The sequence below is a fragment of the Sphingomonas sp. DBB INV C78 genome (assembly GCF_042693015.1).
Classification (GTDB): Bacteria; Pseudomonadota; Alphaproteobacteria; order Sphingomonadales; family Sphingomonadaceae; genus Sphingomonas_E.
The window spans coordinates 2,808,367-2,824,549 of the sequence record NZ_CP170544.1 but is presented as its reverse complement, the minus strand read 5'-3'; the positions used below and the strand labels follow the sequence as shown (position 1 = coordinate 2,824,549).

The window sequence follows — 16,183 nt, the reverse complement described above, 5'->3', positions numbered from 1 at the left end:
CGCCATGACCGGGCCGGTCGAGCAAGCGCGTTGGGAGCGCGTTACATTCCGCAGTGGAGGCGAGACGTGTGTCGGTGACCTGTTTCATCCGCCGGGAGCGGCGCCCGATGAACGGCTTCCTCTCATAATCCTCGGCAACGGCTATGGCGGGTTGCGCGGCCCGGTGTGTCCGGTCGCAAAGCTCTTCGCGCAAAGCGGGTATCGGGCCCTCGCGATCGACTATCGCTATTTTGGCGAAAGCGGCGGCAGTCCGAGGGGCAGTCTGTTTCCGCTCGATCAGGTGGAGGATTTCCGGAACGCAATCAGTGCGATGCGGCGGCGGACCGATGTCAATGCTGATGCGATTGCCCTGTGGGGCACGAGCTTCGCGGGCGGGATCGTGCTGTATGCGGCGGCGATAGATCTGCGCGTGAAAGCGGTAATCGCCCAGGTGCCAGTGGTCGACGGCCACAGCTGGCTACGCACGATGCGCGATCCAGCGAGCTTTGAGGACCTGCTGCAGGCTGTCGCGGCGGACCGCGAGACCCGCCACCTGGGAGCGCCCTCTCTTACGATCGCCAAGTTCGCTTCATGTCGTGCCGGAACATTGTGCGGCCTGGCGGCTGACGATCAACTGGCACTATTCATGGAAGCCGGTGCACGGATGCGGATTGCCGCCGGCGAGGAGACTGCCGATCGCATCAGCCTGGAGTCGATCGAGAGGATTCTGGAATTTTCAGCCGAGCGATTCATCGATCGCATCGCACCCCGGCCGATCCTGATCGCTGCCAACCTGGGACGGGATTCCGTGCATCCTTACGGTGACATCATGCGCGCCTACAATGCCGCGCTTGAGCCCAAGACCTTTCAGCCCCTGCCGATGGCGCAACTCGACGTTTACACCTCTCCGGGTCTCGAAGCGGCGAGCGCGGCGCAAATCGACTGGTTGTCGAAAGTCCTGCCCACCACCGGGAAGAGTGCGGGCGCTGTCGCCCAGCGAGCTTCGGCATAGTAGAAGGAAAGCATCATGGCTGATGGCCATTTGACGCCGCTCGCTTCGCTCGAGGGACGCGATCCCTTCGGTGCTTACGAGCATTATCGAGCGGACGGACCGGTTATCTGGGACGATAGTATGCAGGCGTGGCTCGTTGCTTCGTACGACCTGTGCCGGTTTGTCATGGAACGTGAGGATCTGTTTCCGCCCAAGAATCCGAATAATCCGATCTTCGTCAAAGTTCGAGGCGGCCCGCGCAATGTGGTCATCCGTCAGGGAGACGAGCATCGTGCCACGCACATTCTCCTGATCCGGCTGCTTTCGCCCAAGGTGGCAGCGCAATATCGAGAGAAATATATCCGACCTGTCGTTGCATCGGTGATTTCCCGCTTCGCTGGCAAGGGGCGTGCCGAACTGGGCTGGGACTTTGCGCACGCGCTGGTTATTCGTTCCTTCCTGGCGGTGTGCGGCCTGGCCTGGGAGGATGATGCACTCGCGCAGAAAGTCTACGATCTCCACATGCCGATCGTGCACTGGATCGAAGGTGGGGCAAAGGGCGATGGCGAGGAAGCCCTGGCTGCCGCCGAGCAGATTCGTGAATTCGTCATGCCGATCATCGAAGCCCGGCGAGATGGAGAGGGCGACGACCTCATCAGCCGCATGTGGCGAGAAGGGCCGCAGGTCGTCGACGGTTTTACCGCGGATGATGTCTACGCGAATGTTCGGGAGCTTTTTCTAGCAGGCACCGATACGACGGCGATCGCGATTGCAAATGCAATCTATCTGTTGGTCAGCAACGAAAATATCCGGCGCAGTCTCAAGGAGAGCGGTGCAGACAAGATCGCTGTGTTCGTCGAGGAGGTACTGCGGCTCTATGGCGCAGTTCAGTTCCGGTTCCGGATGGCAAAGCAAGACTATGTCCTAGGTGACAAATCCGTCCGCGCCGGCGACACGGTCATCGTCATCAATGCTGCCGCGAACCGCGATCCGCAGCGCTTCGGCTGCCCTGCGCAACTTGACCTGGAACGGCAGCGGCCGCGCCAGCATCTCGCGTTCAATGCCGGACCACGCACTTGCGTGGGTGCGGCACTGGCCCGTGTCGAACTGATCGAGGCGGTTACGCAAATTCTCGATCGCACAGAAAATCTTCGCTTCGACCCGGAGGCAAGCCCGCCCAGTTTCGGAAATCTGCTGCTGAGATCGCATGAACCGCTGAATGTCTTGTTCGATGAGGCCTGAGCGGGATGCCGGCGATCAGGAAATTTATGAGGATAAGCTGATGAAGGGCTTCGTGCGCGATCTGTTGTGCCTTGAGGGCAAGGTTGCGGTCGTGACGGGAGGCGCGCTCGGGATCGGCCGCGCGGTCGCGCGGCGGCTGGCCGAGGCCGGCGCGGCAGTGTTGCTGACCGATATAAACGGCGAGGCTCTGGCCGAAGCGGTCGACCATATGACGGCTGAGGGGCTCGCTGTTTACGGAATTGCCTCCGATGCCTCGCTTGCGACTGCGGGTGAGACGGTCGTGCAGGCCGCCCTCGATCGCTTCGGCGGTATCGATATCCTGGTCAATAACGCCGGCATCTACCTACCCGGCGCGGTTCTCGAGGTGAGCGAAGCCGAATATGACCTCATGGTCGATCTCAATATCAAGGGGATGTACTTTCACGCTCAGGCCGCGGCGCGCGTCATGGTCCGGGAGAAGCGTGGTGGACGCATCGTCAACCTCTCATCACCTGCCGCGGTACGACCGAACCGGCTTCTTTCAGTCTATGCAACGACCAAGGGTGCGGTGAACTCTGCGACCAAGGCCATGGCCAAGGAGCTTGGCCAACATGCTATCACGGTCAATGCGGTACTTCCGGGCAGCGTTGATACCCACGGCACCGATGTCGCACGCGCCCGCATGATCGAGCGTCTCGGCGAGCAGCGCTTCACCAATGATGGTGGCCCCACCGTTCTGGGGCATCGCGGCGATCCCGTCGATGTCGCCAACGCGGTCTTGTTCCTGGCGAGCGACATGGCCGGCTACATCACCGGAGCCTCGCTGTCCGTCGACGGCGGCTATCAACTCTAGCCTGAAGAGGAGAGGCGAGAATGAGCACGCCGCAGGACCGCAACTTCGGCTTCGATACAGGCACGGTAATCATCACCGGCGCGGCGAGCGGGATAGGTCGTGAAACGGCTCTCGAGGCCAAACGCCAAGGTCTGGGTGTCATTGCCTGGGATATCAATGCTGCAGGTCTCGAGGGACTGGCTGGGGAACTGCGCGCAACGGGTCGCGTGCAGCTAGTCGAGACAGCGGTGGTCGATATCTCTGATATCGACGCCGTTGCGGCCGCGATGCGCGCCGTTACCGCCGCCCACAAGCCGCGCTACCTCGTCAACAATGCCGGCCCCCCCAGCGGTGCCGATCTGCCCTTCGAGCGGGCGATCGCGAATTCCCTTGTCGCGACGCGCGAGATCACCCGTCTGTGGCTCGACGGAGAACCGTCTGATCCGGTCGCCGTTAACGTCGCGTCGGTGGCCGGCAACCTTCTGGGCCTTGGCGAATGGTATAGTGCCGCCAAGGCGGGCATTGTCGGCTACACCCGGTCGCTAGCGGTATCGCGGCCTGGCGGCTTGCGCGTCAATGCCGTTGCACCCGGACTTATCGACACCGCCCGGCTCCAGGCGACGCTTGAGACCGAACGCGGCAAGGACATCGTCAAGCGCAATCCGCTGGGTCGCGCGGGACGACCGGAAGAAGTCGCCGCCGCGATCATGTTTCTCCTGTCTCCGTCGGCCAGCCTTATCAATGGCACGCTCTTGGTGTGCGACGGCGGCTCGTCTCTGGTTTTGTGACGCGCGCATGGGTCAGGGCTGTGACGTCCGAAAGGCACAAGTAAATGACTGATCTGGCGACCGTGGTTGAGAAGGTTCTTGCGATCTCGCCGACCTCACAGGCGGTGGAATTCAACAATATTTGGTGGTCGTGGGGTGATCTCGACCGCAAACGCAGGCGGATCGCGGCGATTATCGAGGAAAGCGGTTTGGCACCCGGGACGAGGATAGGCGTCTTGATGCGAAACCGCGCAGCGTTGATCGCTCCGATCCTCGCCATATTCGGCGCCCGGCATTGCCTTGTAGGTTTTAATCCCAACTATCCCGACGCCCAGCTGTCACAGGATGTGGTGACCGTATGCCCACCCGTCATCGTGGGAACTCTCGAGGACTGGGAACGCCAGCCGCTTCTAGCGGCCGCGCGATCGATCGGCGCATTGTGCATCGCGATCGACGAGGCGCCTGACGGCGACGTGCGAGTGATCGCCCGGTTTGCTCCGGACCTTGCTCCCTACGAGAGCCGGTCAGCGCCGGGTACCAGTCTTGAAATGCTGACGAGCGGTACGACCGGCACACCGAAGCGTATTGCCATGCCGTGCCGGAATTTTGAAACCGCCATACTCGGTGCGTCGGTCTTCGAGGCAGGCCGCCGGGACGATAGTCCGGCCAGGTTGCGCAGCGGCGTCCAACTGTTGATGGCGCCTTTTGCTCATATTGGCGGACTGCTCGCGCTGATGAACGCCATCGTGGCGGCGCGACGCTCATGCCTGCTGGAGAAATTCTCCGTGGCGCCGTTCCGCGATGCGGTCACGCGGCATCGACCCAAGGTGGTGTCCATGCCGCCCGCCGGGCTGCGAATGATTCTTGACGCGAAGATTGCAATTGAAGATCTCGCGAGCCTTTCTGCAGTGCGCACGGGGACCGCGCCCCTGCCTCCGGAATTGGCCGAAGAGTTCGAGCAATTCTACGGCATCCCGGTCCTGCAAAATTATGGAGCAACGGAGTTCGGTGGCGTCGCAGGCTGGACCCTCGATGATCACCGCAGTTTCGGGAAATCAAAACAGGGTGCGGTTGGACGGCTCAATCCCGGAGTGGATGGCCGGGTTGTCGATCTTGATACCGGAGAGGTCCTTCAGGCCGGTGAGACGGGAGTTCTTGAACTGCGGGGTCGTCAGATTGGCGATGGCCTGGCCTGGGTTCGCACGACGGACCTTGCGGTTGTAGATGCCGACCGCTTCTTGTGGATCAAGGGGCGGACCGATGATGCGATCATCAGGGGAGGCTTCAAAATCCAGCCGGACGATATCGTCAAGGCGATCGAAGCGCATGAGGCGGTGCTGGAGGCTGCCGTCGTCGGCGCACCCGACCCGCGTCTGGGACAGATCCCGGTTGCAGCCTTCGTCGCGAGGGCGGGTATCGCGACGCCCGATGCCGAGGCGATGCTTGACTATCTGCGCTCGCGCTTGCTCCCCTATCAGATGCCGACCCGGATCCTCGAAGTTCCCGAGCTTCCCCGAACCGATTCCATGAAGGTCAGCCGGCCGCGCCTGCTGGCACTCTTCACTGCCATATCGGACGCCTGAGCTGCATGACTGACGCGCTCGCCAGGATCGGTGTGATGAACGACGAGGCCATAGAGCTCGACGTCGCCGCGTTGGAACTTAGCGCGCTTGATCATCCCGGGACGGACCTTGGAGCTTATCTTTCGCTTTTCGACGATATTGCCGCAGCCCTCGTTTCCGAAGGACCGAACGCTCAGACTGGAGAGGCGCAGGCAACGGCACTGCAGACTGTCTTTTACGAGCGATTTCAGTTTACCGGTGATCGCGACGCCTATGACGCGGTCATTAACGCCGACATGATCCGCGTGATGGACCGGCGGCGCGGTTTGCCGGTTAGTCTTTCGATCCTCTACGTCGCCCAGGCGCGGCGGATGGGGTGGAGCGCCTATCCAATCGACCTTCCCGGTCATGTGCTGGTGCGCGTCGGGCCCTCCAACGACACCCTATTGCTCGACCCCTTCCACGACGGGAGGCGTTTTGCGGTCGAACAGCTGGCCGCCATGATCGGAAAAATTGTTGCCAGTGGCCATGAACCGCCAAACATCGCCCCGATGTCCAATCGAGCGGTCCTCATGCGCCTGGTCATGAACCAGGCAAGCCGCGCGGAACAGGATGGCGACCTTGAGCGCGCAATCATCTGCATTGAGCGGATGATCCAGCTGGGGCCACTCTTCCCCCATCCCCGTTGGGAGCTCGTCCGCCTGCAACTGCGCGCAGGCCTTTTTGACGGAGCCCGGGCAACGCTGCTCGCGCTTCTTGGACTGAACCCGACAAATGAGGCGCGCGAGCGCATCATGACGGCGCTCGCAGGCCTTCGCCGGACATCGAGTGACGATAACTGATCATATCAAAACATTGAAAATGCGTATTTAATTAAATTGAGATTACTCTTTTATTTGGCGCATTTTCGCCCTAGGAATGGACCTGCGCCGGCTGAGGCAGGAAAGAAAAAGAGACCTACTATGGACCTTACGTTCAGCGCAGCCCATCGTCAGTATCGCGACGACCTGCGGGCATTTCTCGCCTCCAGCTGGAAGCCCGGGGACATTGCGAGCCAGCAAAAGGTCGCAACCTTCCGCGCACTGGCGACCAAACATGGCTATCTCTATCGCGCGGTCCCTTGCCGGTTTGGCGGCTCCGAGCAGCCGGCTGACGTTTTGCGCGCGCAGATCATTGCCGACGAGTTCAACCGCGCGCGCGCACCGCGGGAAGTTTCCGGCAACGGGATGAGCATGCTGGTGCCAGTGCTTCTGGAGCTCGGCACGGAATGGCAGAAGGAGTATTTCATCCCGCGCACGCTCACGGGCGAATTCGAGTGGGCGCAGGGTTATTCAGAGCCCGGCTCGGGAAGTGACCTGGCCTCGCTCCGGACCAGCGGAGAACTCGTCGACGGCGAATGGGTTATCAACGGCCAAAAAATCTGGACGACCCGGGCGCATCAATCAAATTATATGTTCTGCTTGGTGCGGACCGAGCCGGGTGCTCCCAAGCATCAGGGCCTTTCCTATATTCTGCTGGATTTCAAACAGCCGGGCATCACTGTTCGGCCACTTCGCCAGATCAGTGGCGAAAGTGAGTTCAGCGAAGTGTTCCTCGATAATGTCCGCGCACCCGCGGACTGGATCGTCGGCGAACGCGGCAAGGGATGGGACGTCTCCCGTGTGAATCTCAAGCACGAGCGGGCCTCGGTTGGGTCGGCTGCGCGCGCAACCCATCTTCAGCACAATCTGCTCAAGATCGCGCGCGAGACGACGATAAATGGGCGGCCTGCAATAGAGGATCCGGTGATACGGGAGAAGCTCGCGATCCTCGACGGGTTTGTGCAGGCCCAACTTTGCGCAAGCCACTACCAGACGACCCTCGCTGTGCGTGGGGACAGTCCCGGCGTCCTCGGGCTGTGCAACAAGCTGAACAATACCAATATTGCCCAGCTCGTGTCGCAGATCGCGTCCGACATTCTGGGCGACACTATCCTCTGCATGCCGTCTGAGGAGGGTTCTTCAGGCCCCGAGAAGTGGAACCGCCAGATCATGGGCTCACTCGGGCTTTCGATCGCAGGCGGTACCTCGAACATTCAGCGGAATATTATCGCGGAGCGGGGCCTCGGGCTTCCGCGTGAATGAGGTTGCGCACTCCATGTATTTCGATCTGACAGACGAACAGAGAGCCATCGGCGAAGAGCTTTCGAAGCTCCTGCGCGATCGATTGCCGCCGGACGGCGTCGTCAGCACGTTCGATAAGGGCGACCTTGATGACGCCCTTTGGCAATCACTCAACGAGATGGGCCTCGGTGCGATGATGGTGCCTGTCGAGTCAGGCGGGCTGGGGCTCGGCTTGCTCACGCTCGCGGTTGTCGCCGATGCGCTAGGTGAACATGGCGCGACTGTCCCTGTCATCAACAATGCGCTCGCGGGATGGCTTGTCTCCACCTTTGGGACCGGCGCGCAACGCACGGCCTGGTTGGAATCGCTCCAATCCGGTGAAATTGTCGCGGCCTTCGCGCTCGCGGAGCCGGGAGGCGGTTGGCAGCCTGAGGAATGGCAGGCGACGGGTTTCCCTTTCACTGGGACCAAAACCAATGTCGAGTGGGGCCAACAGGCCAGTTTGTTCATCGTCGGCATGGCCGGCGGCGCGCTAGGCCTCGTTGACGGGCGTGATCCCGGGATCAGGCGCGCCATGATATCCCCGCTGGACAGGACGCGCCCTTTGGCGGCCATCGATTTCGACCAGGTCAGGGTCGATCTGCTGACGCGCGACGTCGAGGCCGGCGGGCTACTGCGCGATGCTTTCCTCGTCCTCCTCGCGGCCGATGCGCGGGGAGCGGCTGACCGGGCGCTGAGCCTTGCGGTCGGCTATGCAAAGGAACGAACCCAGTTCGACCGGCCGATCGGGGCGTTCCAGGGACTGAAGCATCAGATGGCGAACGCGGCTGCAGAACTGGAGCCTTGCCGCCCGCTCGTCTGGTATGCAGCTCATGCGTGGGACGAAATCCCCGACCGGCGAAGCTATATGGCGGCGCTTGCGAAGGCCCATGTCACTGACATGGCTGTGCGTACGGCGCGCCTCGCCGTCGAGATGCACGGCGGCATTGGCTATACCTGGGAATATCCCCTCCATGTCTTCCTGAAGCGAGCGATGTTCGATCGGCAGGCAATGGGGCTGCCCGCAGCCCAGCGCGTCCGCGCGGCGGCGCTGGCGGGATGGTAGCGCCCGATAGCCGCAACTTTTCAAGCCAAGATGATGGGACGCGCTCGCCCGGAGAGAGGAAAGCACATGTCTAGCCAGATATTTGAAGGTCGCGTCGCCATGATTACAGGGGGCAGCGACGGGATAGGCCTTGCAACCGCCTCGCGGCTTGCTGCCGGCGGAGCCAGCGTCGTCATTTGCGGCAGGCGGGTGGAAATGCTGGAAAAGGCGCAGGGCGAAATCGAGGCCGCTTGCGGCCGATCCGTCGAGACAATCACGCTCGACGTCGCCGATCTGGAACACCTCTCTGCCACGATCGCAGGGGTCGCCGAGCGGTACGGCCATCTCGACCACTATGTCGGTAACGCCTTCGCGGCGACGTTCAAGCCGACGGTGGACATGACCATTGAGGAATGGCGGCGGGTCTTTACCGTCAATATGGAAGCCACCTTTGTCGGTACCAGTGCGGCACTGCGGGTCATGTACCGGCAGCGGCATGGTTCCATCGTCAATGTCGGTTCACAGGCCGGCAAGGTCGGCATGCCCTATCTCAGTGCCTATTCCGCATCGAAGGCGGCGCTCGCTCACTATTCAACCGTCGTGGCGATGGAGGCGGCCGAATATGGTGTGAGGGTGAATACGATCGTGCCTGGCAGCACTCATACCGCCAATCATGCCGCGCGCGAGGCCGCCGATCCTGCCCTGGCTGCGGCCGCCGCTGCCGAGATACCGCTCGGCCGGGAGGGCTCGACGGATGAAATTGCCGCCGCGATCGCTTTCCTCCTCTCCGATGACGCCGGGTTCATAACCGGGACCGAGCTTGTTGCCGATGGTGGCTATATTCCGATCAAACGGTCTGTGAGCGTTACGACAAACCGTGAGGCCAGAATGTAGGGAAGCCTTCGAAACATTCGCTGCGGGGCATCTGCTTCGGGACAGGAGTGACGGAGGGCAGGATCCTCATCCTTGCAGCAGCAAGGCGGCCGATCGGAGCGACAGCTTCAGGCTCGGACCATGAGACTTCAGATGCGTGCTGGGGACGGTAATGGGCATTCTCAACGGAAAAGTAGTTCTGGTCACTGGCGCAGCCGGCGGAATCGGTCGGGAGTGCGCCCTGCTAGCCGCACGCGAGGGAGCCAGGGTGCTCGTCAACGATGTTGGTCAGGGTGTCCTGCCTGACGAGCCGGAAACAATCTCTACGGCGGAAACGACCGCGGCCATTATTCGAAGCGCGGGTGGCGAGGCAGCTGCCAACAGCGACAGTGTCACCGATCTCGACGCAGTCATGGGCATGGTCCGGCAGGCGATCGACCTGTTCGGAGGTCTCGATGCAGTCGTGAACCCGGCTGGCATTCTTCGCGACCATATGTTCCATAAGATGGTGGAAGCCGATTGGGACAGTGTGATCGCTGTACATCTGCGCGGCGCCTACAACATTTCTCGCGCCGCGATTCAGCATTTCCGTGACCAGGGGGGTGGCTCCTTCGTGCATTTCGGATCGACTTCCGGTCTGATCGGTAATCTTGGCCAAGCCAATTATGCTGCCGCTAAAATGGGGGTTGTCGGCTTGTCGCGGATCCTTGCCATGGAAGGCGCTGCCCGCGGCATTCATTCAAATGTTATTGCCCCCTTTGCGTGGACCCAGATGACGGCAAGCATTCCGGTGACCGATGAAGCCTCTCGTCAGCGCGTCGCACGGTTTCGGGAAGGGATGCGCGCAGACCAGGTCGCGCCACTGGCGGTCGCCTTGGCCTCCGGCGCGGCAGCAGGTGTCACCGGCCAGATTTTCGGCGTCCGTGGCAACGAGGTGATGGTCTTCAATCAGCCTCGGCCGGCCGGTTCGGTCTTCCGTCCGGAAGGCTGGAGCGCCGGCAGTCTCGTCGAAGCTGGGCTTCCCGCACTACGCTCACGCTTTACTGACCTCGGGGCCTCTGCCTCGGTCTTCAACTACGACCCCATCTGAGCCTGGAGACTGCCGTGAGACGCGCAGCCATCGTCGCCCCGGTCCGCACGCCGATCGGCAAATTCCTTGGTTCGTTGAGGACGCTGCCGGTCGGCGATCTTGCCAGCATCGTGATCCAGGCCGTGGTCGAACGAAGCGGCATTGATCCGGCCAGGATCGAAGACGTGGTGTTCGCCCAGAGCTATGCGAATGGGGAAACGCCCTGCGTCGGCCGCTGGGCAGCGCTTGCCGCCGGGCTCCCGATCGAGGTTCCCGGACTTCAGATCGACCGTCGCTGTGCGGGAGGTCTCCAGGCGCTGACAACTGCCGCCATGATGGTTCAGACTGGCGCTGCCGATGTTGTGATTGCCGGCGGCGTCGAGAGCATGAGCAACATCGAATATTATACCACCGACATGCGCGGCGGCGCCCGCGCCGGCTCGGTCACACTCCATGATCGCCTCGAACGTGGACGGGAGCGATCACAACCTGTCGAACGCTTCGGTGTCATCTCGGGGATGATCGAGACCGCCGAGAATCTGGCCAGAGATCATGCGATTACCCGCGAAGCGTGCGACGCCTATGCTGTCGAAAGCCATCGCCGCGCGGCAGCAGCGATAGCATCCGGCCGGTTTGATCAGGAAATTGTACCCGTGCTCGCCGCACAGCGCCGCGGGGAAGCTAAACTTGTCGATATCGACGAAGGGGTGCGCGGCGATACCACGATCGAGACGCTTGCCGCTCTCCGGCCCATGATGAGGAACGGCGTTTCGACGGCCGGAAACTCGAGCCAGCAGAACGATGCGGCTTCGGCCTGCCTGGTTGTAGCAGAAGACCAACTCGCAACGCTGGCGCTGGAGCCGATCGGCTTCCTTGCCGGCTGGGCAGCCGTCGGATGCGACCCAGCACGCATGGGGATCGGCCCTGTTCCGGCGGTCGAGCGCGTCTTCGCCAAGACCGGCCTCGGGTGGAACGATATGGACCTCGTGGAGCTCAATGAGGCCTTCGCCGCGCAGGTTTTGGCCGTTCTAGCGGGCTGGGGCTGGAATGATCCCGAACGGCTCAACGTCAACGGCTCGGGCATCTCTCTCGGGCATCCGATCGGAGCAACCGGGATGCGCATCATGACCTCGCTGCTGCACGAAATGAGGAAGAGGGGCGCCCGCTACGGTCTGGAAACGATGTGCGTCGGCGGTGGACAAGGGATGGCGGCCATTTTCGAGGCCGCTTGACGCGCCAGCGCCACGATCATGACCAACGCTGGTGTCCGCCGGCTTTCACGGCCTCCAGCAAAGCTCTGCCATTTGCAACATGGATCTGACGGTGATCCAGGAAATCTGGATTGGCGCACCGACGATCTCGCGTGGCTCGTTTTGACGGCCAGACGGGAAGTCTCGTCCGATGATAATTTGCCGGGAGGCACATGCGTATTTTTGTGGATCAGGTTCGGCGGACCGGGCTCTCGCGGAGGGAGCCGGCTCTTGGTTGCCCGATTTCGGAATAGTGCGCGGTCGCCTGGTCAGTAGAGTTGCGACGAGATTCCGCCGTCAACGACGAGCATCTGTCCGGTAACATAGGCGCCGGCGTCCGAAGCGAGGAATACCGCCGCGCCGGCTATTTCCCTTGGCTCTCCCCACCGGCCGAGCGGAGCGCGCCGCGCGACGATGTTCTTGCGCGGATCCGCTTTTGCGGCCTCGACCATCCGCGCGTTGGTTTCTGTTGCAAAGGGGCCCGGCAGAATGTCGTTGACCGTGATATTGTCCGCTCCCGCCTCGGCCGCGAGCGCGCGGGTGAGGGCGCTGACACCCCCCTTGCTGGCGATATAGGCTGGATCCCCCTTGATCCCCTTGATCGCCGACGTCGTCGACAGATTGATAATTCGTCCCCATTTCTGACCGCGCATGACCGCGATCGCCGCCCTGGACGCTGCATAGACGGCAACGAGATTTACGCTCAGCAGATCGGCGAGGATCTTGTGGTCGATCTTCTCGAGATTGGCCCGATGGCGTTTGCCAATATTATTGACGAGGATGTGAAGCGCGCCCGCTTTCTCGATGATATAGGCTACCGCCTGATCCGCAGCGTCGGGATCGCCGAGATTGAAAGGGCAGGCATCGACGTCGAGACCCTCCTCGCGCAGCGCGCTGACAGCGGGGGCGACCTCGTCGGGCGAACGCCCGCTGATGAATACCTTCGCCCCCGCTTGCCCGAACGCACGCGAGATTTCGAAGCCCAGCCCCTTGCGTGCACCGGTCACCAGAGCGACGCGGCCTTGCAGTGAGAACAGTTCCTCAATCGGTTTGGACATAGCTATTCCTGGCCCCTGTTTCAAAGCTTCAGGCGCCAATGAATTTTGGCTGGCGGCGCTCGAGTGCGGCGCTAAGGCCCTCGCGATAGTCGGATGAACCGATGAGCACATTCTGGGCGAGAAGGTTGAGCGCCCAGCCTTCATCAAAGCTCGTCTCGAGGCCCCTGCGGAGACTTTCCTTCGCCGCCGCATAAGCAAGACGCGGCTTTGCGGCGAGTTCCAGCGCAAAGTCGTGCACCACGTCCTCAAACCCTTCTTCCTCCAGGAGCCGGGTGGCCAGCCCGATCTCGACCGCCTCGGTGCCCTCGACCGGCTTGCTGAGGAGCATCATCTCCTTGGCGCGGCCATAGCCCACAAGGGCAGGCAGCGCTTTCATGCCACCAAGCGGCGCGAGCAAGCCCATGCGCAACCAATTCTCGTGAAACACGGCGCTGCGGGTGACGAGGCGGAAGTCGCACGCCAATGTCAGTTCGCATCCAACAGTGATCGCTGCACCTCGCAGGGCGGCGACAGTCGGCTTGCTGAATAGATGCAGACGCTTGGCCGCGCCCTGGAAGTGCGCGTAGATCTCATCGCGGACTTGCACGGGGGTAAAGGTCTTCAGTTCCTGAAGCAGTCCGAAATCGGCACCTGCAAGGAAATGCTTGTGGCGATGGCTGAGCACCAGCGCATGTACTTCCGGGTTCGCCTCGGCATCATCCAGTACGCGGCACATCTCGCGGACAGTCTGGACCCGCGCCGCGTTGCTGACCTCTGGGCGGTTCAACCAGATCCAGCAGATGCCGTTGGTGATCTGGGTTTCTATGTCTTGCAAGGCTTTCATCCTTCCAGAATTGTGAGGCAGGTATCCGGTGGCTTGGATCACTTCCAGCCAGCGATACCCTTCACCTCGAGATAGTCTTCGACACCATAAGCGCCCCACTCGCGGCCATTTCCGGATTGCTTGTAGCCACCGAACGGGAGAGTGAAGTCAGCCGGGGCTCCACAAATCGAGATGGACCCCGCTCGCAGCCGCCGTGCTACCGACTTCGCCCTCTCGGGATCCGAAGACTGGATGTAAGCAGCCAGGCCGTAGGGCGTATCGTTGGCGATGCGGACCGCATCGTCGACATCGTCATAAGGAATGAGCACCAGGACCGGTCCGAATATTTCCTCGCGTGCGAGGCGGGCTTCGTTGGACATATTGGCAAAGATCGTCGGGCGGACATAATAGCCCGCCTCGAAGCCATCCGGGCGCCCACCGCCCGCGGCGAGATCGCACCCTTCCGCGACACCCGCTTCGATGAGGTTCATGACCTTGCGATACTGGGCGGCATTCGCCAGCGGGCCAAGCGCGCCTCGTTCTGCAGCGTCCGGCGCCATCACCTTCATCGCATTGGCGGTCGCGACCGCGATCTCGCGTGCCTCGTCGTGAAGAGCGCGCGGGACGAGCATGCGCGACGGCGCATTGCAGCTCTGGCCCGAGTTGACCATCTGCTGGATGACGCCGTTGCGCACTGCCTTCGCGAGATCCGCGTCGTCGAGCACGATGTTGGGCGATTTGCCGCCCAGCTCTTGGGTGACGCGCTTGACGGTGTCGGCAGCGCCTTTCGCAACCGCGACGCCGCCAGCTGTCGAGCCGGTAAACGAGATCATGTCGATGCCGGCATGGCGCGCCATGCTCGCGCCGACGCCCAGGCCGTCACCATTGACCAGATTGAAGACGCCCGCGGGTGCGCCGGCCTCATCGATGATCTCGGCAAGGAGGAGCGCACTCAGCGGCGCGAGCTCGGATGGCTTGAGGATCATCGTGCAGCCCGCGAGCAGCGCGGGGCCGATCTTGCAGGTGACCTGATTCAGAGGCCAGTTCCATGGTGTAATGAGGCCACAGACGCCGATCGGCTCCTTGAGGACGACGCCGCTGTCATGGATACGCTCCTCCAGATCATAGGTTCGGCCGTACCGCACGACTTCAGCAAGGTGAGCGGCACCCGACGGAACCTGCGCTCCTGAAGAGAGCCAGGCGGGGGCTCCCATTTCCATCGTAACCGCTGACGCCAATTCGGCTGAACGGCGGGAATAGATTTCCAGAATTCGCTCGATCAGGGCGATCCGGTCCGCCAAGGGCGTTGCTGAAAATTCCGGTAAAGCCCTTCTTGCGGCAGCCACTGCGGCATCGACATCGGCCTCGCTTCCGATCGCGACCTCGCTGATCACCTGCTCGGTTGCGGGATTGACGACGGGCGCGTGCCGGGCGCCGGGAGCGGGACTTACCCAGCGCCCGTCGATGTAGAAAGTCATCGCGTTGGACACGTGCGTCTCTGCCTCCCTTGATGTTCGCACCACGCCCATGAGGGCCGGCGCCGACTCTTACGACCCCATCGGGTCTAGCGCAATAGAGTAATCTGAATATGAGCTGCCGGCAGTTCCCTGGCAGAATATTGCGCTCGATAGCGCACATATTCGCGTGTGAATTGCGGGGTCAGGAGACGAGGGAAGAAAAATGGATAACTTTATTATTGATCCGCTTCCCTGAGTTGGGGATATAGGATCGAACAGGCGAGCCTTGCGCCGTCGAGAAATGCGATCGTTTTGGGAGTGGTTCATGGGCCATGTGACGGATGCGCTTGTGGTCGAGCGTGAGGAGCATATCCTCAAACTCACGCTCAATCGGCCCGAGCAGTTGAACGCGCTCAACCGGGACATGCAATATGCTCTCGAGGCGGAACTCAGCGCGGCCGGTGAAGATCCGGACGTGCGGGTGATCGTGGTCACGGGAGCGGGCCGGGGTTTCTGTTCGGGAGCCGATATGGGCGGTCTGCGCAACAGTGCGGAAGCACCGCCCGATCCGAAAACCTTCGTCGTGCCGAAATTTACGAACCGGCAGTGCGGGATCTTCAAGCCCACAATCTGTGCGGTAAACGGTGTTTGTGCCGGTGCTGGCCTTCACTTCGTGGCGGACAGCGACATCGTCATCGCCAGCGAGGCGGCTAATTTCGTCGACACGCATGTGAATGTCGGGCAGGTGACGGCGCTGGAGCCTATCGGGTTGATGCGACGCATGCCGATGTCGGCGGTTCTGCGCCTGGCTATCCTGGGTAAGGCCGAACGACTGAATGCGGCGCAGGCACTCGCCAGCGGCATGGTGTCGGAAGTGCATCCCGCTGACCAGCTGATGGCGCGCGCGATGGAACTCGCTCAAATCATTGCCGCGGTGTCCCCGGCTGCGGTTCAGAAGTCGCTGAAAGCGATCTGGGATTCGCTCGAGATGCCTCTGGCACAGGCCTACGACAATGGCTTCGATCTCCTGATCCGTCATCGCGCCCATCCCGACGCGCTTGAAGGACCCAAAGCCTTCGCCGAAAAGCGGGCTCCGGTCTGGACCGCCGACAGCGTGTCGTAGCGCTGGTCGTGCC

At 61.9% G+C, this 16,183-nt stretch carries 15 protein-coding genes; 12 read left to right on the top strand and 3 right to left on the bottom strand.

Going from position 1 to position 16,183, the window contains the following annotated elements; all coding sequences use genetic code 11:
* The first annotated feature begins 4 nt into the window (after positions 1–4).
* The 11 genes from ACFB49_RS13175 (at position 5) to ACFB49_RS13125 (ending at position 11,712) form a co-directional block, all read left to right on the top strand.
* A complete protein-coding gene (locus ACFB49_RS13175; protein ID WP_380871672.1) occupies positions 5–991 on the top strand; it encodes an alpha/beta hydrolase in 987 nt (328 codons plus the stop codon).
* A 15-nt stretch (positions 992–1,006) separates the two neighbouring features.
* Positions 1,007–2,212, top strand: coding sequence for a cytochrome P450 (locus ACFB49_RS13170; RefSeq protein WP_380871671.1), 1,206 nt, complete (start codon positions 1,007–1,009; stop codon positions 2,210–2,212).
* Between the two features lie 40 nt (positions 2,213–2,252).
* On the top strand, positions 2,253–3,044 hold the full coding sequence (locus ACFB49_RS13165) for an SDR family NAD(P)-dependent oxidoreductase (RefSeq protein ID WP_380871669.1): 792 nt from the start codon (positions 2,253–2,255) through the stop codon (positions 3,042–3,044).
* A 20-nt stretch (positions 3,045–3,064) separates the two neighbouring features.
* The gene (locus ACFB49_RS13160) at positions 3,065–3,811 is read left to right on the top strand and encodes an SDR family NAD(P)-dependent oxidoreductase (RefSeq protein WP_380871668.1); all 747 of its coding nucleotides are present in this window, start codon (positions 3,065–3,067) and stop codon (positions 3,809–3,811) included.
* Between the two features lie 44 nt (positions 3,812–3,855).
* Entirely contained in the window at positions 3,856–5,373 is a 1,518-nt protein-coding gene (locus ACFB49_RS13155) for a class I adenylate-forming enzyme family protein (RefSeq protein WP_380871667.1), read from the top strand.
* Positions 5,374–5,408: 35 nt separating this feature from the next.
* Positions 5,409–6,194, top strand: coding sequence for a SirB1 family protein (locus ACFB49_RS13150; RefSeq protein WP_380871666.1), 786 nt, complete (start codon positions 5,409–5,411; stop codon positions 6,192–6,194).
* 120 nt (positions 6,195–6,314) lie between these two features.
* Positions 6,315–7,475 carry an acyl-CoA dehydrogenase family protein gene (locus ACFB49_RS13145; RefSeq protein ID WP_380871665.1) on the top strand — a complete coding sequence of 387 codons (1,161 nt, stop codon included), beginning with the start codon at positions 6,315–6,317 and terminating at the stop codon, positions 7,473–7,475.
* Positions 7,476–7,488: 13 nt separating this feature from the next.
* Complete coding sequence (locus ACFB49_RS13140; RefSeq protein ID WP_380871664.1) at positions 7,489–8,559, top strand: acyl-CoA dehydrogenase family protein; 1,071 nt, start codon at positions 7,489–7,491, stop codon at positions 8,557–8,559.
* Between the two features lie 66 nt (positions 8,560–8,625).
* On the top strand, positions 8,626–9,432 hold the full coding sequence (locus tag ACFB49_RS13135; protein WP_380871663.1) for an SDR family NAD(P)-dependent oxidoreductase: 807 nt from the start codon (positions 8,626–8,628) through the stop codon (positions 9,430–9,432).
* 151 nt (positions 9,433–9,583) lie between these two features.
* Entirely contained in the window at positions 9,584–10,501 is a 918-nt protein-coding gene (locus ACFB49_RS13130) for an SDR family NAD(P)-dependent oxidoreductase (protein WP_380871662.1), read from the top strand.
* 14 nt (positions 10,502–10,515) lie between these two features.
* A complete protein-coding gene (locus tag ACFB49_RS13125) occupies positions 10,516–11,712 on the top strand; it encodes an acetyl-CoA C-acetyltransferase (protein WP_380871661.1) in 1,197 nt (398 codons plus the stop codon).
* Between the two features lie 287 nt (positions 11,713–11,999).
* On the opposite strand, the gene ACFB49_RS13120 is transcribed toward ACFB49_RS13125, so the two are convergent.
* Genes ACFB49_RS13120 through ACFB49_RS13110 form a run of 3 tightly spaced genes read right to left on the bottom strand, consistent with a single transcriptional unit; the run spans position 12,000 to position 15,080 of the window.
* Entirely contained in the window at positions 12,000–12,788 is a 789-nt protein-coding gene (locus ACFB49_RS13120) for an SDR family NAD(P)-dependent oxidoreductase (RefSeq protein ID WP_380871660.1), read from the bottom strand.
* Positions 12,789–12,816: 28 nt separating this feature from the next.
* Positions 12,817–13,602, bottom strand: coding sequence for an enoyl-CoA hydratase/isomerase family protein (locus tag ACFB49_RS13115; RefSeq protein ID WP_380871659.1), 786 nt, complete (start codon positions 13,600–13,602; stop codon positions 12,817–12,819).
* A gap of 47 nt (positions 13,603–13,649) precedes the next feature.
* Positions 13,650–15,080: an aldehyde dehydrogenase family protein gene (locus ACFB49_RS13110; RefSeq protein WP_380871658.1), complete on the bottom strand. Its 1,431-nt coding sequence runs from the start codon at positions 15,078–15,080 to the stop codon at positions 13,650–13,652.
* 292 nt (positions 15,081–15,372) lie between these two features.
* Here ACFB49_RS13110 and ACFB49_RS13105 point away from each other — a divergent pair, with 292 nt between their 5' ends.
* Positions 15,373–16,170: an enoyl-CoA hydratase/isomerase family protein gene (locus ACFB49_RS13105; RefSeq protein ID WP_380871657.1), complete on the top strand. Its 798-nt coding sequence runs from the start codon at positions 15,373–15,375 to the stop codon at positions 16,168–16,170.
* Positions 16,171–16,183: the final 13 nt, after the last annotated feature.